The sequence below is a fragment of the Williamsia muralis genome (assembly GCF_002735905.1).
In the GTDB taxonomy this organism is placed as follows: Bacteria; Actinomycetota; Actinomycetes; order Mycobacteriales; family Mycobacteriaceae; genus Williamsia; species Williamsia muralis_A.
Map to the genome: position 1 here is coordinate 1,023,633 of NZ_PEBD01000008.1, position 23,379 is coordinate 1,047,011.

The window sequence follows — 23,379 nt, forward strand, 5'->3', positions numbered from 1 at the left end:
TGGGACCCGTGAGCACCACGTTCGACTGCAACGATCCCCATTCTCGAACGGCCGGTATCCGCGCCGCCGTCGGCGCCGCCAAAGGTGGCCGCCTGATCGTCCTGCCCACCGACACGTTGTACGGGTTGGGTTGCGACGCTTTCGATTCCGAATCGGTCAACAATCTCCTGGCCGCCAAAGGGCGGGGCAGGGACATGCCCGTGCCCGTGCTGGTCGGCTCGTGGAGCACCATCGACGGCCTGGTGCTGTCCGTGTCGTCGATGGCGAGGGAACTGACCCGGGCGTTCTGGCCCGGCGGCCTGAGTCTGGTGGTTCACCAGGCTCCCTCGCTGGCCTGGGATCTGGGTGACACCCGGGGCACGGTGATGCTGCGGATGCCGCTGCACCCGGTGGCCATCGAGATCCTTCGTGAGGTCGGGCCCATGGCCGTCTCCAGCGCGAACATATCCGGCCGACCGCCGGCGACCACCGCCGCCGAGGCCCGCGAGCAACTGGGGGAGTCGGTGGCCGTGTACCTCGATGGTGGACCGGCCGAGAAGGCGATGCCGTCGACCATCGTCGATCTCACGGACGTCAGTCCCAAGATTCTGCGCGAGGGTGCGATCAGTGCCGAGCAGATCGCCGAGGTGCTGGGCACCGGAGTCGAGAGCTTGCGTAGCTGAGTCGGCTCGATCCCGCTGGCGGCGGGTCCGGTCGACCGCTTGCGTGCTTTTCGAGCGCGCGCTAGTAGCGTTGACCCGTGTTCGCGGCCTATTCGAGTCCCCTTGAGAGCGGTGGTGTGCTGATCGCAGCGCAGTCCGGCCTCACGAGCAGTGGTGCAGGCGTCCCGCTGCGGGAGCTGATGCTCGTCGGGCTCGCCGCCGCCGTCATCACTTATCTCGCCACCGGTGTCGTGCGGGTCGTTGCCACGCGGACCGGTGCGGTGGCCGTTCCGCGGACCCGGGATGTCCACGCGATTCCCACGCCGCGTCTGGGCGGTGTCGGCATGTACATCGGCGTGCTCGCCGGGATGTCTCTCGCCGGCGAGTTGCCCGCTCTGACAAGGGGTTTCGCATACACCGACGACATGAATGCCGTTGTCGTCGCCGGTGGGGTCATCGTGCTCGTCGGAATCATCGACGACCGATGGGGGATCGACGCCTTGACCAAGTTCGTCGGCCAGCTGACCGCTGCCGGTGTCCTGGTGATCATGGGTGTGAGCTGGTACCTGCTGTACGTCCCGTTCGGCGACATCGGCACGGTGGTGCTCGACCCACTCCAGGCGGGCTTGCTCACGATCGCGGTCACCGTCGCAACGGTCAACGCCATGAACTTCGTCGACGGCCTCGACGGCCTGGCCGCCGGCCTGGCGCTCATCGCGTCGTTGGCGATCTGTGTCTTCTCGCTGGGTCTGCTCCGAGACCAGGGCGGCGACGTCAGTTACTACCCGCCGGCTCTCATCTCGGCCATTCTCGCCGGTGCATGCCTCGGTTTCCTGCCGCACAACTTCCAGCCCGCCCGCATCTTCATGGGCGATTCCGGCTCGATGCTCATCGGGCTGATGCTGGCCACGGCCTCGACCAGCGCATCGGGCAGGGTGGCCACCAATGCCTACGGCCCCGCCGATGTGTTCACGTTGCTGTCGCCGATCATCCTGGTGGCGGCCGTCATGTTCATCCCGATGCTCGACATGCTGATGGCGGTCGTGCGCAGGACCAGGGCAGGTGTCGGCTTCTACACACCGGACAAGATGCACCTGCACCATCGACTGCTGGAGATCGGTCATTCACACAGGCGCGTGGTGCTGCTCATCTACCTCTGGGTCGGACTACTGGCCTTCGGGGCGGCTGCGAGCACGTTCTTCTCGGTGTCGGTGGTGGTACCGGTCCTGGCAGCCGGACTGGTTCTCGCGATGGTCGCCACCATCGTCCCGCGCCTTCGTCGACGACACCGTCAGGGTGCGTCTGCCTGACCGGGTGGCGGCCGGTGGAACCGTGTCCAGTAATCTGTGACGAAGTGAAGCCTAACCCGGACATTTCGGGTATGCGATGCAACGTAGTACTATCGTCTGTAGTAGCCGAATCGCCAAGGTGAGAGCCGCAATCGCGGTCAACGCACCCCCTGGTGGCAGGCCACCACAGTGTTGATATGGTCACAGGGATCGATGAGCTGTCGCCCCGATCATGTTCCAGATCGACGGGCACGGCTCTACCAGGCTGCCCCCAGAGCTAGCGAACCCGCTGGACCCTTGAGGAGAGGTGCATGACGACGTCAAGCTCCGACTCGGCGCCGGTATTCCCGGATGTTCCGCTGAGTTTGGTGCGCCCCGCGATCCTGAGCGGATTGCTGGTCGTCGTCGCAGTGGCCGCAAGCGCCTACCTGGGCCACATCATGTTCGGTATCTGGATGTTCGTCGGATTGGCCCTGAGTCTGGCCAATGCCAAGCTCGTGCAGTTGTATGTGCAAGGAATCACCGCTGAAGAGAATCCGCGCAAGCGGCCGATCGCGATCAACTCCGCCCTGCGTCTGGCGCTCCTGACGATCGTCGCCCTCGTGGTGGCGTTCCTCGCCAGGCCGGACGGTCTCGGCGTGATGTTCGGACTCGCGCTGTGTCAGGTGATCCTGGTTCTCAACACGGTTATTCCAGTGATGAAAGGACTTCGTACCCAGTCATGACAGATACGTCGTATCTCGCCGAGGCAGAGATCGAGGTTGGGCACCACACCCACGTCGATCTGTTCGGGATGACCTTCAACCTGGACACCATCATCGGGACCGCTTTTGCGGCTCTGGTCGTGCTCGGCTTGGCCTTCTACGTGCGGGCCAAGATGACGTCGGGTGTTCCCAACCCGGTACAGCTGTTCTTCGAAACCCTCACCTCCCAGATGCGCGGCCAGGTCGAGAGCTCGATCGGCATGCGCGTCGCGCCGTTCCTGCTGCCACTGGCCGTGACGCTGTTCATCTTCATCCTGGTCGCCAACTGGATCTCGGTGCTGCCGGTCCAGTACGGCAAGGAGGGGGGAGGTACCGGTGAATGGCTGAAGCCGCCGGCCTCCGATGCGAACTTCGTCTACGCGCTCGCTCTGTTCGTCTTCGTCGCGTACCACGCGGCCGGCGTCAAGCGTCGCGGCTTCCTCGGCCATCCCAAGGCCCTGATCAAGGGTCACGCCATCGGCTTGGCCCCGATCAACATCATCGAAGAGATCGCGAAGCCCGTCTCGCTCTCACTCCGTCTTTTCGGCAACATGTTCGCCGGCGGCGTGATGGTCTCGCTGATCGCGATCTTCCCCGCCTACATCATGTGGGCACCCAACTCGATCTGGAAGATGTTCGACCTCTTCGTCGGCCTAATCCAGGCGTTCATCTTCACCCTGCTGACCATCTTGTACTTCAGCCAGTCAATGGAGCTGGAGGACGAGCACCACTAGCACGACCCCTTGCCGGTGCGATGCCGGCGGGGCCATAAGACCTGGCAATCCGATTGTCAGTACCACCGAAAGGGAAAAGTAAATGGATCCAATGATTGGCATGGGCGCACTGATCGGCGGCGGTCTGATCATGGCCGGCGGCGCTATTGGCGCCGGTATCGGTGACGGTCTGGCCGGTGCGCAGCTGATCGCAGGCATCGCGCGTCAGCCAGAAGCGCAGAGCCGCCTGTTCACTCCGTTCTTCATCACCGTCGGTCTGGTCGAGGCTGCGTACTTCATCAACCTGGCCTTCATGGCGTTGTTCGTCTTCGCCACCCCGATCAGCGCCGAATAATTTCGGGAAACAGGTAAAACGACACCATGGATCTCGCCGCAGAGAATTTCCTCATACCCAACGGCACGTTCTTCGTTGTCCTTTTGATCTTCATCATCGTGCTGGTGGTGCTCGGCAAGTTCATCGTTCCGCCGATCCGCCAGGTCCTCGAAGAACGTGAGGCACTGGTCTCGAAGACCAACGAGGACAACAAGGCCGCGGCCAAGAGTTTCGAGGATGCCGAATCGGAATACCGATCCGCCATGAAGGGCGCCCGCGTCGAGGCGACCGGCATCCGCGACGAGGCTCGTGCCAAGGGCAACGAGAACCTCGAGGAGATGAGGCGGCGGGCGACCGAGGAGTCAGACGCGGTTCAGCGCGAAACCTCCGAACAGCTGGCCGCCGAAGGGCAGCGGGCTGCGGCGGAGGCCCGCGCGGAACTGGGCAGGCTGTCCTCCGGGCTGGCCAGCCGAGTACTCGGATTCGACGTCTCGTCGGACCCGAAGTTGTCGGCATCCCTCGATCGTGTCTCCGCGACCGAGGGCGAAAAGACCGGGACGGTGAACTGACCAGTGGATATTTTCATCGGACAACTCGTCGGCTTTGCCGTCGTTGTCTTCGTTTTCATCCGATACGTTCTTCCGCCGCTGCGTAAAGCCGTTGCGGCGCAGAAGGAAACGATCGCCACGCAGGTCGCCGAGAGCGAGCAGGCCAAGGCCCGGCTCGCCGAGGCGAAAGACGCTCATGCCACGGCACTCGAGCAGGCCAGAGCAGAGGCGAGCCAGATCCGTGAAGAGGCACGCGGTGACGCTCAGGCGATCGCGGAACAGATGCGCAACCAGGCCGACTCAGAGGTCAAGCGCATCACCGAGCACGGCAAGGCGCAGGTCGCCCTCAACCGCCAGGCGCTGATCCGTCAGCTGCGTGGCGAACTGGGGCTGGCCTCACTCGATGTCGCCGGCGACCTGGTGCGCGAGCACCTCGAGGACCCGAAGGCCAAGCAGGATTCCTTCGACAGGGTTCTGGCCGAGTTGGAGCAGATGGCCGCCGAGGGCGGTGTCGCACCGGAGTCCACGTCCACCGGTGAGGCAATCGGCACCCACTCGATGCGGGCGGCGAGCCGTGAATCGGTGCGCACCCTGGCACGCACGTTCGACGAGAAGACCGGCTCGGCGGATGTCGAGCAGCTGCGAACGATCGGTGACGAACTCGGTTCGGTCGCAATTCTTCTCGCGGCGAATCCGGTTCTGCGCAAGCACCTGGCGGAGTCCACCGACGAGCCGCAGCACAAGGCGTCACTGATCGATTCGATCCTGTCGGGGAAGGTGTCCGACACCACCCTCGACATCGTTAAGTCGGCTGTCGACGCGAAGTGGTCGGCCACCGCTGATTTCCTCACCGCACTCGAGCGGCTCGCCCGGCTCGCGCTGCTGACGGTCGCCGACCGCAGCGGCAAGATCGGCGAGGTCGAGGACGAACTGTTCCGGCTCGGCCGGTTGCTGCTGGCAGAACCTGATCTGTCGCGACTGCTGTCCGACTCGAATGCTCCGGCCGAGGGCCGGTTGCAGTTGCTCGACCGGGTCATCGGCGGAAAGGTCACGGACGAGACCGGAGCCCTGGTCCGACAGGCTGTGCAGTTGCAGCGCGGGCATCAGCCGATCGACGTCACCGTGTCAGGCATCGCCGAACTGGCTGCTGCCCGACGCGGAGAGTCGGTTGCACACGTCATCGCGGCGGCACTGCCGACCGATGCGCAGATCGAGCGGCTCAGCACAGTGCTGGGGCGGATCTACGGACGCGACATGTCGGTGCAGATCGAGATCGACGAGCAGTTGCTCGGCGGTTTCAAGGTCATCGTCGCCGACGAAGTCATCGAGGGTGACGTGGCCAGCCGACTGGCCAAGGCGAGCGAGACCTTGCCGAGTTAGCCCGACGGGCGCGACGCCCGACCGGACACACTCCGGCGCGGGCACACTTAGACCACAAGCGAAAACGAAAGCAAGGAACGAGTACTCATGGCGGAGTTGACGATCTCATCCGACGAGATCAAGGGAGCGATCGAGCAGTACGTCTCGTCATTCCAGGCCGAGGCATCGCGCGAAGAAGTCGGCGTAGTCGCCGACACCTCGGACGGTATCGCCCACGTGAGCGGCCTGCCGGGCGCGATGGCGAACGAACTGCTCGAGTTCTCGGGCGGGGTTCTGGGCGTGGCCCTCAACCTCGACGAGGACGAGGTCGGTGCTGTCATCCTCGGTGCATACGACGAGATCGAAGAAGGCCAGCAGGTCAGCCGTACCGGCGACGTGCTGTCCGTCCCGGTCGGCGACAACTTCCTCGGCCGCGTGGTGAACCCGCTGGGTCAGCCCATCGACGGCCAGGGCGAGATCGAAGCGGACGAGAAGCGCGTGCTGGAGCTCCAGGCGGCATCGGTGCTCGAGCGTCAGCCCGTCGAGGAGTCGCTCGCGACCGGCATCAAGGCCATCGACGCGATGACCGCCATCGGCCGTGGCCAGCGTCAGCTGATCATCGGCGACCGCAAGACCGGCAAGACCGCCGTCTGCATCGACGCGATCCTGAACCAGAAGGCGAACTGGGAGACCGGCGACCCGACCAAGCAGGTGCGTTGCATCTACGTGGCGATCGGCCAGAAGGGTTCGACCATCGCGGGCGTCAAGTCCGCGCTCGACGAGGCCGGCGCGATGGAGTACACCACCATCGTCGCGGCTCCCGCTTCTGACTCGGCCGGATTCAAGTGGCTGGCCCCGTACACCGGTTCGGCCATCGGCCAGCACTGGATGTACCAGGGCAAGCACGTCCTCATCGTTTTCGATGACCTCTCCAAGCAGGCCGAGGCCTACCGCGCCATCTCGCTGCTGCTGCGTCGCCCGCCGGGCCGCGAGGCATACCCGGGTGACGTCTTCTACTTGCACTCCCGTCTGCTCGAACGTTGCGCAAAGCTGTCCGACGAGCTCGGTGGCGGATCGATGACCGGTCTCCCGATCATCGAGACCAAGGCCAACGACGTCTCGGCGTTCATCCCGACCAACGTCATCTCGATCACCGACGGTCAGGTCTTCCTCGAGTCTGACCTGTTCAACAAGGGCGTCCGCCCCGCGATCAACGTGGGAACCTCGGTGTCTCGTGTCGGTGGTGCAGCGCAGACCAAGGGCCTGAAGAAGGTCTCGGGTTCGCTCCGTCTGGAGCTCGCACAGTTCCGTGAGCTGGAGGCCTTCTCGGCCTTCGCCTCTGACCTCGACGACGCATCCAAGGCACAGCTGGCCCGCGGTGCTCGCTGGGTGGAGTTGCTCAAGCAGGACCAGTACTCGCCGGTGTCCGTCGAGGACCAGATCGTCTCGATCTACCTCGCGGGTGAGGGCCACTACGACTCGGTTGCCGTCGATGACGTGCGCCGGTACGAGGGCGAGCTCCTCAATCACCTGCACCACGGTGCCAAGGGCGTCTACGACTCGATCGCGGGCGGTAAGGCTCTGTCCGACGATCAGGCAGAGGCACTCAAGGCTGCCGCCGACAAGTACAAGAAGTCGTTCCTCGCCAGCGACGGCCCCGGATCGGTCAACGAAGAAGATCCAGGCGCTCTCGCTGCCGACGAAGTCAACAACGAAGAAATCAAGGTCCGGAAGTCCTAGGGCAGATGATTCGACAATCCATGACCAAACCGAAAGGAGTGTGAGACACGCCCATGGCAAGTATTCGTGATCTGCGCTCACGCATCCGGTCAGTCCAGTCGACAAAGAAGATCACCAAAGCCCAGGAACTCATCGCGACTTCGCGCATCGTCAAGGCGCAGTCGCGGGTGGCGGCCGCCAAGCCGTACTCGCAGGAGATGACCGCGGTGCTCTCGGAGCTTGCTTCTGGAGCGGGCACGCTCGACCATCCGTTGCTCGTCGCCCGGGAGAACCCGAAGCGCGCAGCGGTGTTGGTGGTGACCAGTGACCGCGGTATGTGCGGTGCATACAACTCCAACGTCTTGCGTGAAACCCGGCAGCTGCTGGAGTTGCTCGAGGACGAGGGCAAAGAGACGGTGCTGTTCATCACCGGACAGAAGGGCCTCGGCTACTTCTCTTTCCGCGGGGTCAACGTCGCCGGCTCGTGGACAGGGTTCTCGCAGCAGCCTGAGTATCACAACGCGGCGGAAGCCACCGACCACCTGGTGGACTTGTTCGCTGCCGGATCGGGCACTGAGATCGACGGGCTCGACGGCGGCAAGATCGAAGGCGTCGATGAACTGCACCTGGTGTTCACCAAGTTCGTGAGCATGCTCAACCAGTCGCCCGAGGTTCGCAGGATCGCACCGCTTGTGGTGTCGGAGAGCGACGACGACGAGTCGTCCACGCCGGCGCGCAACTACACGTTCGAACCCGGTGCGGAGACGTTGCTCTCGGCGCTACTGCCGAAGTATGTGGCAACGCGCGTGTACGCGGCCCTGCTCGATTCGTCGGCATCGGAGTCGGCCGCCCGTCGTACCGCGATGAAGGCCGCCACCGACAACGCCGAAGAGTTGGTGACCAACCTGTCGCGTGAGGCAAACCAGCTGCGGCAGGCACAGATCACCCAGGAGATCAGCGAGATCGTCGGCGGCGCAAACGCGCTCGCGAACTAGCAGCAACAAGCCAAAGGCGGTCGCGGATCACCACCCGCGCACCGACAAAGAGGAAGAGACAACATGACCACAGCTGTAACCGAATCCGTCTCGGGTTCGACCGCAGACTCGGTGACCGGCCGGGTCGTACGAGTCATCGGACCTGTCGTCGACGTGGAGTTCCCGCGTGGCGCAGTACCCGAGCTTTTCAATGCCCTTCATGCCGAGATCACGCTGGCCTCGGTGGCCAAGAAGTTGACGCTCGAGGTCGCCCAGCACCTCGGTGACAATCTTGTCCGCACCATCTCGATGCAGCCGACCGACGGCTTGACCCGGGGTACTGAGGTCTCCGACACCACCAAGCCGATCTCGGTGCCTGTTGGTGACGTGGTCAAGGGACACGTCTTCAACGCTCTCGGCGACTGCCTCGACACACCGGGGCTCGGTCGCGACGGCGAGCAGTGGGGCATTCACCGCAAGCCACCGGCGTTCGATCAGCTCGAGGGCAAGACCGAGATCCTGGAGACGGGTATCAAGGTCATCGACCTTCTCACCCCGTACGTCAAGGGCGGAAAGATCGGTCTGTTCGGTGGTGCCGGTGTCGGCAAGACCGTCCTCATCCAGGAGATGATCACCCGTATCGCTCGCGAGTTCTCCGGCACCTCGGTGTTCGCCGGCGTCGGTGAGCGCACCCGTGAGGGCACCGACCTCCACCTCGAGATGGAGGAGATGGGCGTTCTCCAGGACACCGCCTTGGTGTTCGGCCAGATGGACGAGCCGCCGGGCACGCGTATGCGCGTGGCCCTGTCCGCGCTGACGATGGCCGAGTACTTCCGCGACGTCAAGAACCAGGACGTGTTGCTCTTCATCGACAACATCTTCCGGTTCACGCAGGCCGGTTCCGAGGTCTCCACGCTGCTCGGCCGCATGCCGTCTGCCGTTGGTTACCAGCCGACCCTGGCGGACGAGATGGGTGAGCTCCAGGAGCGCATCACCTCGACGCGTGGTAACTCGATCACCTCGCTGCAGGCGATCTACGTGCCCGCCGACGACTACACCGACCCGGCACCGGCCACCACGTTCGCGCACCTCGACGCCACCACCGAGTTGTCCCGTCCGATCTCGCAGCTGGGTATCTACCCGGCGGTGGATCCCCTGACGTCGACCTCGCGGATTCTGGAGGCCTCGATCGTCGGAGACGAGCACTTCCGCGTCGCCAACGAGGTCAAGCGGATCCTGCAGAAGTACAAGGAACTGCAGGACATCATCGCCATCCTCGGTATGGACGAGCTGTCAGAAGAGGACAAGGTCACCGTCCAGCGTGCCCGTCGCATCCAGAAGTTCCTCGGTCAGAACTTCCTGGTCGCCGAGAAGTTCACCGGTCAGAAGGGTTCGGTTGTCTCGCTCGCCGACACGATCGAGGCATTCGACCGGGTCGCCAAGGGTGAGTTCGATCACCTGCCCGAGCAGGCGTTCAACAGCTGTGGCGGTCTCGACGACGTCGAGGCTGCTGCCGCACGAATCTCCGGGAAGTGACCGAAACCCATGGCTGACACCGCATTTCACATCGAGGTCGTCTCGGCGGACACGCGGCTGTACTCAGGTGAGGCGACCTTCGTGATCGCTCAGACCACCGAGGGTGAGCTGGGTGTCCTCGCCAATCACGAGCCGTTGCTGGGACAGTTGGTCGAAGGCGGTTTCGTGCTGATCGAGGAAGACGGCGGTCAACGCAAAGTCGCGGCCGTGCAGGGTGGTTTCCTGTCGGTCACCGGTGAGACCGTCACCGTCCTCGCCGAGTCTGCCGAGTGGGCAGACGAGGTCGACGCCGATGCAGAACGTTCCGTTCTGGAGTCGGAAGAAGAGGGCAGCGAGCGTTACATCCGTGCGCAGTCTCGGCTGCGTGCGGTCGAAGAGCTGGGCCACGTGAAGTAGATCGTCGATCGGATGGCATCCTGGTGATCAGGGGACCATCTGGACGGCTAGCCGTTTCCCCGGTCCCCGCGAACTTCGAGGAGTTTGCGGGGACCGGGTGTTTTTTCAGCGGGGGCAGAAGGAGGTGTCGGTTGTGCACTGGAATCTGATTGCCCTTGCGGTGTTGGTACTGGTCACCTTGGCGATGTTCTACGTGTTCTATCGCATCAATCAGCTGCGCGGCGCGGGTACTTCTGCGCTGTTGCGCGAACTACCAGCTGATGACGGTCGAGCGTGGCGGCATGGTGTGGTGCGTTATGACGACAACGCGATGGAGTACTTTCGGCTCCGCAGCATGCGTCCGGGCCCCAACCGACTGGTCCTCCGTCAGGTGGTCGTGTTCAAGGGACGCCGGGGGCCTACGCCGTCCGAGGCCGATGTGATGGACGACAACATGGTGATCCTCGAGCTCGCCGATCGGGACGGTGCGTTTGAGCTCGCGCTCGACTGCGGCGCTGTCACAGCCTTTCAGTCCTGGCTCGAATCCCGCCCGTCCCAGCGTGCCGAACGCACGGGCCGCGAGCGCCGTCGCTGATCTGCGACCTACTGGTCGTTTCCCGTTGCAGATTTGGCGCGGCTTCGCTGCTCGCCCGGCTGCCAGAGCACGTCTCCGCCCGGATTGGCGACCCTCGACAAGATGAAGAGCAGGTCGGACAGCCTGTTCAGGTACTTGGCCGGCAACGCGCTCGTGTCGTCGGGGTGAGCGTCGATGGCGGCCCACGCCGACCTCTCCGCCCGTCGTGTGACGGTTCGGGCCACATGCAACAGAGCGCTCAGCGGACTGCCGCCCGGCAGGATGAAGGAATTGAGCGGTTCCAGCTTGTCGGTGTAGTGGTCGCACCACACCTCGAGATCATCGATGTAGCTCTGTAGTAGCCGCAGCGGGGGGTACTTCGGATCCGGAACGACCGGCGTCGAGAGGTCGGCGCCGGCATCGAACAGATCGTTCTGCACCCGCGTGAGGATCTCCGCGATCTCCGGGTCAGGGTTGCCGAGAGCCAGAGCTGCGCCGATCGCGGCATTTGCCTCGTCACAGTCTGCGTAGGCGATCACCCTCGGGTCGTTCTTCGACACACGGGAGAAGTCGCTCAGCCCGGTTTCGCCGCTGTCTCCGGTTCGGGTGTAGATGCGGGTCAGGTGTACAGCCATGGATGAAATCTACCCGTCGGCGCGGGCGATGACGGCATGGGCAACGGACACGGTGACCTTTGTCCCGATGTATCTGCTGGTGCGGAGGGAACGATCGTTCGGTGTTCTGAGAAGGGAAAACACCGTCCGCGCAACGAAATTCGCGATTTGGGTCTCGACGAAGATACTTCCTGGTGTCTATTCCGAGGAGGGCTTGGACAAGTGGCGGGCCGTCGGGTTCGCGCTGCGACCATCGCTTAGGCTACGTGTCGTGGATGATCGTTTTCTGGTGACGGGGGGCGCGCGGCTGACCGGTGAGGTCGAGGTCGTGGGCGCCAAGAACAGCGTGCTGAAGCTGATGGCAGCTGCCCTGTTGGCGGAAGGCACCACCACCATCACCAACTGCCCGCAGATCCTCGACGTCCCTCTGATGGCCGAGGTCTTGCGCGGACTCGGAGCGTCGGTGAGCCATTCGGGCGACACCGTGGTCATCGACACCCCGGCCGAGCCCAAGTTCCACGCGGACTTCGACGCGGTGAAGCAGTTTCGGGCCTCGGTGTGTGTTCTCGGGCCACTGATCGCCAGATGCCGTCGAGCTGTGGTCGCGTTGCCGGGCGGCGACGCGATCGGTTCCCGCCCGCTCGACATGCACCAGAACGGGCTACGCCTTCTCGGTGCGCGCAGCGTCATCGAGCACGGTTGTGTGGTCGCCGAGGCCGACACGTTGATCGGCGCGCCGATCGCACTCGAGTTCCCGTCTGTGGGAGCCACGGAGAACATCCTCATGGCAGCGGTGCTGGCCGAGGGCGTGACGACGATCGACAACGCCGCGCGTGAACCCGAGATCGTCGATCTGTGCGTCATGCTGCAGCAGATGGGCGCCAAGATCTCCGGGGCGGGCACGTCAACCCTGACCGTAGAGGGGGTGGACCGCCTCCAACCGGTCACCCACCGGGTCATCGGGGACCGCATCGTGGCCGCCACGTGGGCGATCGCGGCCGTGATGACCCGCGGCGACATCGCGGTCAGGGGTGTCGACCCTCAACATCTTCAGCTCGTTCTCACGAAGCTGTCCGGGGCAGGCGCAACGGTCACCCAGTACGAGAATGGCTTCAGGGTCGCCCAGTCCGGCCGGCCCGTTGCCGTGAACTACTCGACTCTGCCGTTCCCCGGATTTCCGACCGACCTGCAGCCGATGGCCATCGCCCTCGCGTCGATCAGCGACGGGATGTCGGTGATCACCGAGAACGTCTTCGAGGCTCGCTTTCGTTTCGTCGAGGAAATGGTCCGCCTGGGGGCAGACGCCCGTACCGATGGCCATCACGCCGTGATCCGCGGTATCGAAGGACTGTCGAGCGCGCCGGTCTGGAGTTCGGACATCCGTGCCGGAGCCGGCCTGGTCCTGGCCGGTCTGGTGGCCGATGGCGTCACAGAGGTCCACGATGTCTCCCACATCGACCGCGGTTATCCGGACTTCGTCGAGATCATGCGGAGCCTCGGCGCACAGATCGAACGGGTCGAGCCGCTTCCGCAGTAGTGACCGAAGCAATGGACCTGTCCTGATGGCCAGGTGGCCATGCTGACGTGATGGACATGAACCCCGCTGCGCGGGTCAGGTGACCTTGTTTCCGGTGTGAGCTGGGCAACATCCTTGTGAGGCAACAGTTTCCGCCTAGTACAAGGAGATACACGCCATGGCCATCGAGCTGAACCAGATCTGGGAATTCCCGATCAAGGAGTTTCACCCGTTCCCCAAGGCGAAACTGGGGGTCGGCGCTCACGACATGATCGGTGTCGAGGCCAAGGAACTGGGTATGTCGCGGGTCCTGCTGATGACAACCGGACTCCGCGGCTCGGGCATCATCGAAGAACTCACCGGCAAGATCGAGTACCAGGGCGTAGACGTGGTGCTGTTCGATCAGGTGGAGTCCAATCCCAAGGACTACAACTGCATGGATGCCGCCGCTCTCTATCAGTCGGAGAAATGCGACGGGATCATCTCCGTGGGTGGCGGTTCGAGCCACGACGCCGCAAAGGGTGCCCGGATGGTCATCGCCCACGACGGGCGCAACATCAACGAGTTCGAGGGATTCTCCAAGGCGACCAACAAGGAGAACCCCAAACACATCGCGGTGTCCACCACGGCGGGTACCGGCTCGGAGACCTCGTGGGCTTACGTCATCACCGACACCTCCGACATGGCGAATCCACACAAATGGGTGGCATTCGACGACACCTGCCTCGTCGACCTCGCGATGGATGATCCGCTGCTGTACTACACATGCCCGCAACACTTCACCGCATTCTGCGGATTCGATGTCTTGGCCCACGCCAGCGAGCCCTACGTGTCGCGGCTCGACTTCGCCCCGTCGCTGGGCAATGCCAAATACTCGATCGAGCTCATTCGCGACCATCTACGGACCGCGGTCTACGATCCGAAGAATCTGGAAGCGCGGACCGGCATGATGCATGCGCAGTACATTGCGGCACAGGCCTTCAACTCCGGCGGACTGGGCCTGGTGCATTCGCTGTCGCACGCAGTCAGCGCCTTCTACGACAGTCATCACGGCTTGAACAACGCCATCGCATTGCCTCGGGTGTGGGAATACAACCTGCCCTCCCGTTTCGAGCGTTATGCCGAGATCGCCAAGTTGATGGGCGTCGACACGTCCAAGATGACCACGGTTCAGGCGGCGGATGCAGCGGTGGAAGAGGCCATCCGATTGTCGAAGGATCTGGGTATCCCTGACAACTTCGGTCAGCTGCGGGTCGACAGCTACGACAAGAACCGGATGAACACAGGCAAGTACGAAGGTCGTGGCGACACGATGGACACCTCGGACAAGCAGGTCCAAGCGATCGCCGAACACATGATGGGGGACTGGTGCACGCCGGGCAACCCGCGAGAGTCAACGGTCGAATCCCTGATCCCGATGGTGTCGCACGCTTTCAGCGGTTCGTACTGACACTGGATTCGAGCAAGAAAGGACACCATGACGGAGTTGGCGTACGAATCCCAGATCGAGTCGGACGCAGCATCATTCGACAGCCCGGAAGCTCTGGCGGATGCGTTGCGCGGCAACGGTTACGTCATCGACCACGACCTCTCGGTGGTGGTTCACCTCGCTACCGTGCTCGGCAGGCCGCTGTTGCTGGAAGGTCCGGCCGGCGTCGGCAAGACCGAACTCGCCAAATCGCTGGCCGCAGCGTCGGGACGACGACTGGTCCGCCTGCAGTGTTACGAGGGTCTCGACGATTCCCGGGCGCTGTACGAATGGGACTACGCACGTCAACTCCTTCATGTGCAGATGCTCCGGGACCGCATCACGACCGAGTTGGCGGGGTATGCCGACCTGGCTGCGGCGTCCGCGGCGCTTGCCCGCGAAGATGTCGGGGTGTTCACCGAGGATTTCTTGGTGGCCCGGCCCTTGCTGGAGGCGATCCTGTCACCTGAGCCCGTTGTGTTGCTGATCGACGAGGTCGACCGCACGGACGAGGCCATGGAGGCGGTGATGCTGGAGGTTCTGGCCGAAAGGCAAGTGACCGTGCCCGAACTGGGGAGCTTCACCGCCCGCTCGCAGCCGTGGATCGTTCTGACCTCGAACGATACCCGCGAGCTGTCGGCGGCACTCAAGCGTCGGTGCGTTCACTTCTCGGTCGACTACCCGGATGCCGCACGCGAGCGTGAGATCGTGGCGTCGCGTGCGCCCGAGGTGGAGGAGTCTGCGATCGCGGACGTCGTGGCGCTCGCCGGGCGGCTCCGGGCGATGCCGCTACGTAAGAGTCCATCGATCGCTGAGGTGGTGGATGCGGCGCGGGCGGCTTCGGTGCTCGGCGGGGTGTCGGGTGAGAACACCCGGGCGCTGCTGTCCTTGCTCGTCAAGTTCGGCGCAGACGTCGACACCGTCCAGGCGCAGTTGTCGGGTGACGATGCCCGAGACGGCGTCATTACTGCTGGGACTCCCGCCGCCGCGGGGGGCGGAACGAGGGGGTCGGTCACGGCTGCAGCCTTCGGAGCCGGCCGGGCACGGGCGTCGGGCCGACGATGACCGCGGGTCGCGATCCCGTACTCGACGTGCTTGCCGGCGTGCTCGGACGGATGTTGCGGCGCCGAGGGGTGCGGGTGTCGCCGGCCGAGACGATCGAGGCCCGCCGTGTCCTGGCCCTCTACGGATCAGAGCTGTCGGTGTTGCGCCCTGCGCTGCAGGCGGTGACCGTCAAGTACGACTACGAGCGACCGGCCTTCGACGCGGTGTTCGACGCTTTGTTCGTGAACGGGCCCGCATCGGTCGATGACCCTGGAGCCTTGCCGACCGTGCGGGGGACCCCCGGCGGATTGCCAGATGAGTTCGAATGGGATGACGAACTGGAGGGCGCCGCCCGCATGGTCGGGGCCGACGAGCACACCGAAGAGATCGGCGACCTCTTCGACTCGGATCCCGAACGAGCTGAACGCCATGGCGAGTCGGCGCACCGCGAGGAGAACGATTTCACCGTCTCGGCCGGCGCGGAAGCTCTTGCGGTAGACCCGGATTCGGGTTCCACGCAGGGTGGTATTACCTACACGATCGAGGTGGACAACGCCGGCTCGGCCACAGCCGGTGACCTCTCATCGGCGCCGATGCGAGTGCGGTCGGGCATCCTCTCGCTCGTGGACGCGCAAGCGGTGTTGGACCGTCTCGATGACTACGACGCACGGCGCGTCTACGGGACCGCAGGCGCCGACGACCTCGATCCGGCTCAGCTCGAACACCTGATGGCCGCGATCGAGTCTTTCGTCGAGGCGCTCACCCGGGACGCGCCGGCCGCCGAAGACGAACCCCGTCCCGGGGACGCAACGACGCCGACGATCAGCCGAGCAGACATCGATCAGGCGTGCCACCGGATCGTCCGACGCATGCGAGGTGCCCCTCGCACTCGCGCACGGACTCAGGGCCGTGGCCGGCTGGCGATCCGGCACACGCTCCGGGCGGCGCTGCGTACCGATGGAGACCCTGTCGACCTCTATCGGCGCACGCTGGTGGCGGGGCGAGTCCGGTTGGTCGTCGTCGTGGACGTGTCGTTGTCGGTGCGCCCGGTCACCGGCTTCATCCTGCGGCTCGCACAGTCGCTGCATCACATCGCCGACCGGTGCACGGTTCTGGCCTTCGTCGACAAGCCGATCGATGTCACGACTTCACTGCTCGTCGGCACCGGAGATGATGCGCTGGCGCGGATCTTGTCCGCTCCTGGTCTCGACCTTGCGGCCACGAGCGACTATGGCAGCCTTCTGGACGAATTGCTGACAACACACGGTGGTGTGCTCGACGCTCGTACGAGTGTTTTGTTCGTCGGCGATGCCCGCGGTAACGGGTTCGCTGCGCGGGCCGACCTACTCCGCGAAGTGCGCCGCCGCACGCACCGACTCGCCTGGGTCACTCCTGAGCCACGCCGATACTGGAGCCAGACCGGTTGCGGGATGGGCGAGTACGCCGAGTATTGCGACGCCGTGGTCGTGGCGCGCGATGCAGGGGAACTTCTCGAACGTGCCGACGAGATCGGTACGGCATTGTCGTGACTGAAAGCTGGACCAGGAAAGCGACCATGAGGTGATGACACGACAGCAGTTGACAGAAATCGTGTTGAGCGGGCCACGTGGTCACTAGGGTCGAGTGTGGGTGCGGCGCGCACGACCGAGTCACCGGCCGCCACCCACGGACAGGAATCGGATCATGATGCGCAGCATGCCGTCCCCACGGATCGTGAAGTTCCATGCTCCCGAGATGATCATCGGCGACGGTGCGCTGGCCGAGGCCGCTCTCGCTGCTTCCCGACTGGGGATGCGCCGGCCGCTGGTGGTCTCCGATCAGAAGATCCGTGCCACGCCGTGGTTCGACGAGTTGTCCGGCAGGATTGTGTCGGTCGGATTGCACTCGGATTGTTTCACCGGTATCTCGCCCAATCCTCGCGCCCAGGAGGTCGCAGCGGCGTTCGAGAAGTACAAACGACATGGGGGCGACGGGATCATCGCGCTCGGAGGCGGGTCGGTGATCGACGCGGCAAAGGGCGTCGCGATCTTGGCGTCGAACGGCGGCCACATCCTCGAATACGAAGGCATCGACCGGGCAACGCGTCCGTTGCCTCCGGTGGTGGCCATTCCGACCACCGCCGGCAGTGGCTCGGATGTGTCCCAGTTCTGCATCGTCAACGACCCAGCGCGCCATACCAAGATCACGATCATCGGCCGGGGCCTGGTCCCCGACGTCACCGTCGTGGACCCGCGGGTGCTGGCCACGGTTCCACCCGAGGTCACGGCCCAGTGCGGAATGGATGTGCTGACCCATTGCATCGAGGCCTACGTTTCCATCGCCCACAGTCGGATGACGGATACATTTGCGCTGCAGGCTCTTTCGACCACCTGGCGTCATCTCGAACGACTGGTCGACAACCCTGCCGATCCGGAGGCGTCGGTGGCCATGGCCCACGCTTCACTCGAAGCGGGCATGGCGTTCACCAATGCGATCCTCGGGGCGGCGCACGCCATGAGCCACCCTGTCGGCGGGCATTGCGATGCTGCACACGGAGCAATCAACTCGGTGCTGCTGCCGCACGTCATCCGCTACAACGCCCACGTGTGTGCCGACGGTTTCGTCGATCTGGCAGAGGCAGTCGGGCTGTCCACGCATGGAACACCGATGAGTGTGGCCGAACGGCTCGCCGATCAGGTCTCGAGGTTCGCCCTTCGGATCGGGATGCCGGCCAGTCTGTCGCCACTCGGGGTGAACAGCACGGACATCGAGATGCTCTCAGCGCACGCGCTGGCCGACTCGTGCATGACGACCAATCCGCGCCAGCCGGACGCGGCCACCGTCGCCGATCTGTACCGGGAGGCGTTGTGACGGGCCGGCCGTCGAGTCCTGGGCCGGGTGACCTGGAGTCACTGGTCGGCCTCCGTTCGGTCAAGGGCAGCCACTATGCGCAGTTCCGGGGTGTCGAGCAACGACTGACGCGCGTGGTGGGCGCGCTGGAACGGATCTCCCGAGCGCTCGTGCGCACGGCGGAGGGACCCGAGACCCTGGTGTTGTCGGTGCTCGACGCAGCGCGCGAGCATCTCGGGGCCCAATGGGTCCTTTTTGCGTTGAGCGATGGTCGGCTCGAACGCACGGGGCCGCGCCACCTCATGATGGATGCGGACGGTGATGTGTACGCCTTCGAAGGCGCGGGTTCGGCGGGCAAACCGGTGGGCTTACCCGACGAAGTACTCAACCGGCTCAACGACCTCCTACGTGGGCAGATGACGAGATTGAGCCGGCCGGTCATCGAAGCCCACCACATCCACGTACCGGTCGAGTTGAACGGAGAGGTCGTCGGAGGACTGTCCGCGTGGATCTCGCAGACGCACACCATCGATCCGACCGACGTGGTGGTTCTTCGGATTCTCGCAGGTCAGGCCACAGTGGCGCTTCTGAACGCGGCCCTGTTCGAGGAGAGCCGGCACCTGCTGGTGCGCGCCGAGCAGGCGTACGAGGAGAGCCGTCGTCACGCCGCACGCCTGGCCGAGCGCAACGCCGAACTCGAACGCACTCAGCGCGAACTCTCGGCGGCCATGCGCCAAGAGGTCCTCAACACCGAGCGCGCACGTATCGCGCGAGAGCTCCACGACTCGGTTGCCCAGTCGGTGTTGTCGGCCGGCGTCCAGATCGAGGTGTGCCGCATCGACGCCGACCCGGCGATCGCGGATCGCCTCGCCGTGGCGGGAAAGTTGACCAAAGATGCCGTGGAGCAGGTGCGATCGGTCATCTACACGCTCAATCACGCCCCCTCCGATCGTGCCGGTGACCTGGCCGCCATCCTGGATGAACTCTGTTCGATGCACATGCCGGATGATCTCCGGACCGACGTCAGGGTGATCGGCCGTCAGCGAGACCTGCCCCACGATGTCCAGCACGCGATCTTGCGGATAGCCGGGGAGGCGTTGTTCAACACCGCGGTGCACGCCCAGGCAACCAATGCTCGAGTTGTGCTCCTCTACTCCGAGAGCGACGTCCGTCTGACCGTCGACGACGACGGCTCCGGTGACCCCGAGTACATGCGCCGGGTGATGCGCGCCGCGACCGTGGGTGACCTGGCCGGACGGCATCACGGGCTCGCGAACATGCGATCCCGGGCCGCAGAGCTCAGTGGCGATCTGAGGATTCGCCGCTCCCGGCTCGGCGGCGTACGCATCGTGGTGGAGATCCCGACAACTGACAGGGTGGACAGATGATGGACGTGACCGACCGCGCACCTGCCGTTGGCAAGCGACCGATCCGGACCATGCTGGTGGACGATCATGCGCTGCTGCGCGAGGGGATGCGCTCTCTCCTGGAACGCGAGAGCTCCATTTCGGTTGTGGGAGAAGCCGATACCGTCGGCGAGGCGCTCGAAGGTGCAGCCAGATTCGCGCCGGACGTGATGGTTGTCGACCTCAAGCTCGCAGCCGGCACCGACTATGAGGGCCTGCGTCTGATCAGCGAGTTGACGCGGCGGCATCCAGCGGTCGCGGCACTGGTTCTCACCACGTTCCTCGACGACGACCTGGTGGTCCGCGCCGTTCGCAGCGGCGCGAAGGGCTACGTGGTGAAAGACATCGACACCACCGAGTTGGTGCGGGCGATCAAGTCCGTGTCGAGGGGAGAAAGCGCCTTCGACTCGCGCAGCGCAGCTGTGGTGCTACGCGCGGTCACCGGGCAAGGACACTCCGAGACGTTGACCGAACGGGAGCGCCAGGTCTTGCGGTTGCTCGCCGACGGCAGCTCCAACAAGAGCATCGGCGAGACGCTGTTCATCTCCGCGTCAACCGTCAAGTTCCACATCCGCAACATCATTCGGAAACTGGGCGTCTCCAAGCGCACGGAGGCGGTGTACGCGGCCAGTAAGCGTGGCCTGATCTAGCGACCGTTGTGATCAGCCGCCAGGACGAGCCAGCCACCGTGGTCGGAGAACGTCAGGGCGTCCGGCTGTCCGGCGGTCTCGGCCCACCGGGCCAACGTCTGCGGGGTGAGTGTGTGGTGATGGCCGAAGTGTGCGCTCGCGACCTGCTCAAAAGGTACGGCGATCACAACCCGCCGGCGAGCCACGCGTAGTGCCTCGGCGATGGCGATGTCCGCACCAGCGGGCAGATGTTCGAGCAGGTGGATCAGGGTGACCGTGTCGACGAAGTCATCCGGGTAGGGGAGCGCGAGGGCGTCACCGCACTCGACCTGCACCTTCGATGCGCGCTGCCGCGCGGTCTCGTCGAGCAGTCGCACCGCCCCGGCTGAGATGTCGCACGCGTACACGTCGGCGCAGTGACCCGCCGCGGCCTGCAACGCGAAGAATCCGAAACAGCAACCGACCTCCAACAGGCTCGATCCGCTGATGAGCGAGAGCGCTCGCTTGTGAATGGGTGCAAATGGTGATCGGCCGACCGACAACTCACGCAGAGAATTGGCGTAGAAAGCGCGCCAGCAGTCGCCTGCGTCGTCGGCACAGGTGAGAATCACGCCGGTCGCCGCGTCCTCGAACTGCTGCTGGCCCTTGAGGACACCGCACTGCACCAGGCCTTCGAGCTCAGCGACCACCCGGGCGTCGGACACGGTGGCGAGGTCGAGGTCATGACCGATCTCGAGGCGACCCGTGCGGCCGCGCCTCCATTGCAGGGCACCCACCCGTTGCGCACCCGAGCCCGGTGAGCCCCGTTGCACCACAACGCAATCGGTGACGAAGCGAGTCTGGGACAGGAGTGCTGTGGTCATTCCCCGACGCTATGGGGGAGGGGAACGGAGGGTAACTGCCCAAATGGTGGGGACAGCTCGACAAACGGGCAGTCTTACGGTTGGCGAAGGACGGCAGTGTCAACGCGACACGCTCACCGACCACGCGTGTTCGTGATCACAGCAGGTCGAATCGGCGAAAGTGGTGCCTATGCCCGGAATGCGGAGCCACGAGCGCAGCGCTGACCTGCACTGATGTACGCGTAAGCAGCTGTTGTCCAGGCGATTTGACGTTGTACGTGCGACCCGCGTAACTTTCTTCAAGTCAGCGAGTGAGGCGCCGGAGAGCGAGAGTCCGGAGCGGCCAAGAACACCGACGGGATGTTTTCCTGAAGGAACAACGCTGACCGCCCAAGTTCGAAACGAGTCCACCTTAAAGTGGAGCGTATCGACGCGGGTGGCCCAAGGTCCTGTGACCTTCGGATGCCACAAACGGCCTCAGAACCGGGAGTTGCGCCGAGATTGCAGAGCTGGTAGGCTGGTAGAGTTGCCTCGGAGACGGGGGCAACATCAGCTAGACAACAATATCCTTACCGGGATGGCACCACATATAACGGTGTCGAAGTCGGTACGGGGTGTGTTCTTTGAGAACTCGATAGTGTGTCGATGGATTGTTAGTGCCAATTTTGGTGCTGCATTTTGTCATGGTGATCAGGCCTTCCTGTGTGGGGGGTTTGGTTGGTGATGGGGTGTGGTGCCGGCATTAGTTAGATATTATTTTGATTGCCATTGCAGGTTTTGAGTCCTGTGGTGGTGTCAGTTTTTGTTTGGTTGGGATTTGAGAATCTCTTCGGACAGATTTTTTTGAAACTTGCTCTTCGGAGTGGTTTTAGAGGATTTTCATGGAGAGTTTGATCCTGGCTCAGGACGAACGCTGGCGGCGTGCTTAACACATGCAAGTCGAACGATGAAGCCAGCTTGCTGGTGGATTAGTGGCGAACGGGTGAGTAACACGTGGGTGATCTGCCCCAAACTTTGGGATAAGCCTGGGAAACTGGGTCTAATACCGAATATGACCGATACTCGCATGGGTGTTGGTGGAAAGCTCCGGCGGTTTGGGATGGGCCCGCGGCCTATCAGCTTGTTGGTGGGGTAATGGCCTACCAAGGCGACGACGGGTAGCCGGCCTGAGAGGGCGACCGGCCACACTGGGACTGAGACACGGCCCAGACTCCTACGGGAGGCAGCAGTGGGGAATATTGCACAATGGGCGCAAGCCTGATGCAGCGACGCCGCGTGAGGGATGACGGCCTTCGGGTTGTAAACCTCTTTCACCAGGGACGAAGCGAAAGTGACGGTACCTGGAGAAGAAGCACCGGCCAACTACGTGCCAGCAGCCGCGGTAATACGTAGGGTGCGAGCGTTGTCCGGAATTACTGGGCGTAAAGAGCTCGTAGGCGGTTTGTCGCGTCGTTCGTGAAAACTTGGGGCTTAACTCCAAGCGTGCGGGCGATACGGGCAGACTTGAGTACTACAGGGGAGACTGGAATTCCTGGTGTAGCGGTGAAATGCGCAGATATCAGGAGGAACACCGGTGGCGAAGGCGGGTCTCTGGGTAGTAACTGACGCTGAGGAGCGAAAGCGTGGGTAGCGAACAGGATTAGATACCCTGGTAGTCCACGCCGTAAACGGTGGGTACTAGGTGTGGGTTCCTTTTCACGGGATCCGTGCCGTAGCTAACGCATTAAGTACCCCGCCTGGGGAGTACGGCCGCAAGGCTAAAACTCAAAGGAATTGACGGGGGCCCGCACAAGCGGCGGAGCATGTGGATTAATTCGATGCAACGCGAAGAACCTTACCTGGGTTTGACATACACCAGAAAGCCATAGAGATATGGCCCCCCTTGTGGTTGGTGTACAGGTGGTGCATGGCTGTCGTCAGCTCGTGTCGTGAGATGTTGGGTTAAGTCCCGCAACGAGCGCAACCCTTGTCCTGTGTTGCCAGCACGTAATGGTGGGGACTCGCAGGAGACTGCCGGGGTCAACTCGGAGGAAGGTGGGGATGACGTCAAGTCATCATGCCCCTTATGTCCAGGGCTTCACACATGCTACAATGGCCGGTACAGAGGGCTGCGATACCGTGAGGTGGAGCGAATCCCTTAAAGCCGGTCTCAGTTCGGATCGGGGTCTGCAACTCGACCCCGTGAAGTCGGAGTCGCTAGTAATCGCAGATCAGCAACGCTGCGGT

Annotated in this window: 21 protein-coding genes and 1 rRNA gene; 20 read left to right on the top strand and 2 right to left on the bottom strand. The window is 63.7% G+C overall.

Annotated elements, in window-relative coordinates; genetic code table 11:
• Positions 1-8: 8 nt before the first annotated feature.
• The 12 genes from CSW57_RS13810 to CSW57_RS13865 all read left to right on the top strand — a co-directional run bounded on the left by CSW57_RS13810 (position 9) and on the right by CSW57_RS13865 (position 10,826).
• On the top strand, positions 9-662 hold the full coding sequence (locus CSW57_RS13810; RefSeq protein WP_062800338.1) for an L-threonylcarbamoyladenylate synthase: 654 nt from the start codon (positions 9-11) through the stop codon (positions 660-662).
• A gap of 179 nt (positions 663-841) precedes the next feature.
• Positions 842-1,951 carry a glycosyltransferase family 4 protein gene (locus tag CSW57_RS13815; RefSeq protein WP_189339263.1) on the top strand — a complete coding sequence of 370 codons (1,110 nt, stop codon included), beginning with the start codon at positions 842-844 and terminating at the stop codon, positions 1,949-1,951.
• Positions 1,952-2,241: 290 nt separating this feature from the next.
• Positions 2,242-2,655 carry an ATP synthase subunit I gene (locus tag CSW57_RS13820; protein ID WP_030174327.1) on the top strand — a complete coding sequence of 138 codons (414 nt, stop codon included), beginning with the start codon at positions 2,242-2,244 and terminating at the stop codon, positions 2,653-2,655.
• On the top strand, positions 2,652-3,407 hold the full coding sequence (atpB, locus tag CSW57_RS13825; RefSeq protein WP_023957889.1) for a F0F1 ATP synthase subunit A: 756 nt from the start codon (positions 2,652-2,654) through the stop codon (positions 3,405-3,407). The genes CSW57_RS13820 and atpB overlap by 4 nt, the downstream gene beginning before the upstream one ends.
• Positions 3,408-3,489: 82 nt before the next feature.
• Positions 3,490-3,741 carry a F0F1 ATP synthase subunit C gene (locus CSW57_RS13830; RefSeq protein ID WP_023957890.1) on the top strand — a complete coding sequence of 84 codons (252 nt, stop codon included), beginning with the start codon at positions 3,490-3,492 and terminating at the stop codon, positions 3,739-3,741.
• Positions 3,742-3,767: 26 nt separating this feature from the next.
• Entirely contained in the window at positions 3,768-4,289 is a 522-nt protein-coding gene (locus tag CSW57_RS13835) for a F0F1 ATP synthase subunit B (RefSeq protein WP_062800239.1), read from the top strand.
• Positions 4,290-4,292: 3 nt separating this feature from the next.
• Positions 4,293-5,648, top strand: a complete 1,356-nt coding sequence (locus tag CSW57_RS13840) for a F0F1 ATP synthase subunit B/delta (RefSeq protein WP_099383244.1) — start codon at positions 4,293-4,295, stop codon at positions 5,646-5,648.
• A gap of 87 nt (positions 5,649-5,735) precedes the next feature.
• Positions 5,736-7,367 (top strand): F0F1 ATP synthase subunit alpha, encoded by a 1,632-nt coding sequence (atpA, locus tag CSW57_RS13845; RefSeq protein ID WP_099383245.1) that lies wholly within the window; start codon positions 5,736-5,738, stop codon positions 7,365-7,367.
• Between the two features lie 53 nt (positions 7,368-7,420).
• Complete coding sequence (locus CSW57_RS13850) at positions 7,421-8,341, top strand: F0F1 ATP synthase subunit gamma (protein ID WP_062800245.1); 921 nt, start codon at positions 7,421-7,423, stop codon at positions 8,339-8,341.
• A 63-nt stretch (positions 8,342-8,404) separates the two neighbouring features.
• Positions 8,405-9,856 (top strand): F0F1 ATP synthase subunit beta, encoded by a 1,452-nt coding sequence (atpD, locus tag CSW57_RS13855; RefSeq protein ID WP_099383246.1) that lies wholly within the window; start codon positions 8,405-8,407, stop codon positions 9,854-9,856.
• Positions 9,857-9,865: 9 nt separating this feature from the next.
• Positions 9,866-10,252, top strand: a complete 387-nt coding sequence (locus CSW57_RS13860; RefSeq protein ID WP_099383247.1) for a F0F1 ATP synthase subunit epsilon — start codon at positions 9,866-9,868, stop codon at positions 10,250-10,252.
• 97 nt (positions 10,253-10,349) lie between these two features.
• Positions 10,350-10,826 (top strand): DUF2550 domain-containing protein, encoded by a 477-nt coding sequence (locus CSW57_RS13865; protein ID WP_223249242.1) that lies wholly within the window; start codon positions 10,350-10,352, stop codon positions 10,824-10,826.
• An 8-nt stretch (positions 10,827-10,834) separates the two neighbouring features.
• Here the strand turns inward: CSW57_RS13865 and CSW57_RS13870 are convergent, their stop codons facing one another.
• Entirely contained in the window at positions 10,835-11,440 is a 606-nt protein-coding gene (locus CSW57_RS13870; RefSeq protein ID WP_099383248.1) for a cob(I)yrinic acid a,c-diamide adenosyltransferase, read from the bottom strand.
• Positions 11,441-11,690: 250 nt separating this feature from the next.
• Here CSW57_RS13870 and murA point away from each other — a divergent pair, with 250 nt between their 5' ends.
• The 7 genes from murA (at position 11,691) to CSW57_RS13905 (ending at position 20,332) form a co-directional block, all read left to right on the top strand.
• Complete coding sequence (murA, locus tag CSW57_RS13875; RefSeq protein ID WP_099383400.1) at positions 11,691-12,956, top strand: UDP-N-acetylglucosamine 1-carboxyvinyltransferase; 1,266 nt, start codon at positions 11,691-11,693, stop codon at positions 12,954-12,956.
• Between the two features lie 157 nt (positions 12,957-13,113).
• Positions 13,114-14,385, top strand: a complete 1,272-nt coding sequence (mdo, locus tag CSW57_RS13880; protein WP_030174352.1) for an NDMA-dependent methanol dehydrogenase — start codon at positions 13,114-13,116, stop codon at positions 14,383-14,385.
• Between the two features lie 27 nt (positions 14,386-14,412).
• Entirely contained in the window at positions 14,413-15,468 is a 1,056-nt protein-coding gene (locus CSW57_RS13885; RefSeq protein ID WP_099383249.1) for a MadB family AAA-type ATPase, read from the top strand.
• A complete protein-coding gene (gene madC / locus CSW57_RS13890; RefSeq protein ID WP_099383250.1) occupies positions 15,465-16,976 on the top strand; it encodes a MadC family VWA domain-containing protein in 1,512 nt (503 codons plus the stop codon). Before CSW57_RS13885 ends, madC begins: the two co-directional genes overlap by 4 nt.
• Positions 16,977-17,133: 157 nt before the next feature.
• Positions 17,134-18,297, top strand: a complete 1,164-nt coding sequence (locus tag CSW57_RS13895) for an iron-containing alcohol dehydrogenase (protein WP_370623962.1) — start codon at positions 17,134-17,136, stop codon at positions 18,295-18,297.
• The gene (locus CSW57_RS13900) at positions 18,294-19,664 is read left to right on the top strand and encodes a MadS family sensor histidine kinase (RefSeq protein ID WP_099383252.1); all 1,371 of its coding nucleotides are present in this window, start codon (positions 18,294-18,296) and stop codon (positions 19,662-19,664) included. Before CSW57_RS13895 ends, CSW57_RS13900 begins: the two co-directional genes overlap by 4 nt.
• Positions 19,664-20,332 (top strand): MadR family response regulator transcription factor, encoded by a 669-nt coding sequence (locus CSW57_RS13905; RefSeq protein WP_099383253.1) that lies wholly within the window; start codon positions 19,664-19,666, stop codon positions 20,330-20,332. The genes CSW57_RS13900 and CSW57_RS13905 overlap by 1 nt, the downstream gene beginning before the upstream one ends.
• Here CSW57_RS13905 and mftM read toward each other — a convergent pair.
• On the bottom strand, positions 20,329-21,174 hold the full coding sequence (mftM, locus tag CSW57_RS13910) for a mycofactocin oligosaccharide methyltransferase MftM (protein WP_099383254.1): 846 nt from the start codon (positions 21,172-21,174) through the stop codon (positions 20,329-20,331). The two genes, CSW57_RS13905 and mftM, sit on opposite strands and share 4 nt — an antisense overlap.
• An 857-nt stretch (positions 21,175-22,031) precedes the next feature.
• Between mftM and CSW57_RS13915 the strand changes: the two genes are divergently transcribed.
• A 16S ribosomal RNA gene (locus CSW57_RS13915) occupies positions 22,032-23,379 on the top strand; the annotation flags it as partial.

Coding starts and splice junctions, on each gene's coding strand:
- atpD (WP_099383246.1), top strand. CDS start 8,405: ATGACCACAGCTGTAACCGAATCCGTCTCGGGTTCGACCGCAGACTCG.
- CSW57_RS13815 (WP_189339263.1), top strand. CDS start 842: ATGCTCGTCGGGCTCGCCGCCGCCGTCATCACTTATCTCGCCACCGGT.
- CSW57_RS13850 (WP_062800245.1), top strand. CDS start 7,421: ATGGCAAGTATTCGTGATCTGCGCTCACGCATCCGGTCAGTCCAGTCG.
- CSW57_RS13860 (WP_099383247.1), top strand. CDS start 9,866: ATGGCTGACACCGCATTTCACATCGAGGTCGTCTCGGCGGACACGCGG.
- atpA (WP_099383245.1), top strand. CDS start 5,736: ATGGCGGAGTTGACGATCTCATCCGACGAGATCAAGGGAGCGATCGAG.
- madC (WP_099383250.1), top strand. CDS start 15,465: ATGACCGCGGGTCGCGATCCCGTACTCGACGTGCTTGCCGGCGTGCTC.
- CSW57_RS13835 (WP_062800239.1), top strand. CDS start 3,768: ATGGATCTCGCCGCAGAGAATTTCCTCATACCCAACGGCACGTTCTTC.
- CSW57_RS13895 (WP_370623962.1), top strand. CDS start 17,134: ATGCGCAGCATGCCGTCCCCACGGATCGTGAAGTTCCATGCTCCCGAG.
- CSW57_RS13905 (WP_099383253.1), top strand. CDS start 19,664: ATGGACGTGACCGACCGCGCACCTGCCGTTGGCAAGCGACCGATCCGG.
- CSW57_RS13885 (WP_099383249.1), top strand. CDS start 14,413: ATGACGGAGTTGGCGTACGAATCCCAGATCGAGTCGGACGCAGCATCA.
- CSW57_RS13820 (WP_030174327.1), top strand. CDS start 2,242: ATGACGACGTCAAGCTCCGACTCGGCGCCGGTATTCCCGGATGTTCCG.
- CSW57_RS13870 (WP_099383248.1), bottom strand. CDS start 11,440: ATGGCTGTACACCTGACCCGCATCTACACCCGAACCGGAGACAGCGGC.
- atpB (WP_023957889.1), top strand. CDS start 2,652: ATGACAGATACGTCGTATCTCGCCGAGGCAGAGATCGAGGTTGGGCAC.
- mdo (WP_030174352.1), top strand. CDS start 13,114: ATGGCCATCGAGCTGAACCAGATCTGGGAATTCCCGATCAAGGAGTTT.
- CSW57_RS13830 (WP_023957890.1), top strand. CDS start 3,490: ATGGATCCAATGATTGGCATGGGCGCACTGATCGGCGGCGGTCTGATC.
- mftM (WP_099383254.1), bottom strand. CDS start 21,174: ATGACCACAGCACTCCTGTCCCAGACTCGCTTCGTCACCGATTGCGTT.